At 56.6% G+C, this 1,326-nt stretch carries 1 protein-coding gene; it reads right to left on the bottom strand.

The genetic code is table 11. From position 1 onward, the window contains the following. A partial coding sequence (locus tag FPT15_RS29675) for an immunoglobulin-like domain-containing protein (protein ID WP_145166233.1) occupies positions 1–1,326 on the bottom strand: 1,326 nt, incomplete at both ends.

The raw sequence follows: 1,326 nt of genomic DNA on the forward strand, positions 1-1,326 counted from the left end.
GCGCTGGGTTGGTCAGCGTGGCGGTGTAGGTGATGTTGCCGCCTTCAACGACCGAGTTATCGGCAGTCAGAGTGACGGTGGTGGTGTCGATCGAATCAGTAATCGTGGTGGTCGCTGGCGCAGGATTGGTTGCCAGATTTTCGAAGTTACCGCCGGTGGCGTTGGTGATCGTCGTATTGACGGTCGAGCCGTTGTTGTAGACGTCGTTGGCCGGAGTTTCAAACACCACCGAGCCCGCAGATTTACCCGCTTCGATAACGATGGTCTGGCCATTGCTCAACGTCAAGGTAACCGGAGTTTGGGCCGGGTTAGTCAACGTAGCGGTGTAAGTGATGTTGCCGCCTTCAACGACGGAGTTATCGGCAGTCAGAGTGACGGTGGTAGTGTCGATCGAATCGGTAATCGTGGTGGTCGCTGGCGTAGGGTTGGTCGCCAGATTCTCGAAGTTGCCACCGGTGGCATTGGTGATCGTCGTGTTGACGGTCGAACCATTGTTGTAAACATCGTTAGCCGGGGTTTCAAACACCACCGAGCCTGCAGATTTACCGGCTTCGATGACGATGGTCTGGCCATTGCTCAGCGTCACGGTGACCGGAGTTTGCGCCGGGTTAGTCAGCGTAGCGGTGTAAGTGATATTGCCGCCCTCAACAACCGAGTTATCGGCAGTCAGAGTGACGGTAGTGGTGTCAATCGAGTCGGTGATGGTGGTGGTGGCTGGCGCAGGGTTGGTCGCCAGATTCTCGAAGTTGCCACCGGTGGCGTTGGTGATCGTCGTGTTGACGGTCGAACCATTGTTGTAAACGTCGTTAGCTGGAGTCTCAAACACTACAGTGCCGCTGGACTTGCCTGCTTCGATGTTGATCGTCTGACCGTTGCTCAGCGTGACCGTCACAGCGGTTTGCGCAGGGTTGGTCAGCGTGGCGGTGTAAGTAATGTTGCCGCCTTCAACGACGGATGGATCTGCCGTCAGCGTGACGGTGGTGGTATCGATCGAATCGGTAATCGCGGTGGTCGCTGGCGCAGGATTGGTTGCCAGATTTTCGAAGTTACCGCCGGTGGCGTTGGTGATCGTCGTATTGACGGTCGAGCCGTTGTTGTAGACGTCGTTTGCCGGAGTTTCAAACACCACCGAGCCGGCAGATTTACCGGCCTCAATGACGATCGTCTGACCATTAGAAAGCGTCACAGTCACCGCAGTTTGCGCCGGGTTAGTCAGCGTAGCGGTGTAAGTAATATTGCCGCCTTCAACGACCGATGGGTCCGCCGTCAGCGTGACGGTGGTGGTGTCGATCGAGTCGGTGATGGTGGTAGTCGCTGGTGCTGGGT

Source organism: Pseudomonas sp. RGB, from assembly GCF_007713445.1.
Taxonomy (GTDB): domain Bacteria; phylum Pseudomonadota; class Gammaproteobacteria; order Pseudomonadales; family Pseudomonadaceae; genus Aquipseudomonas.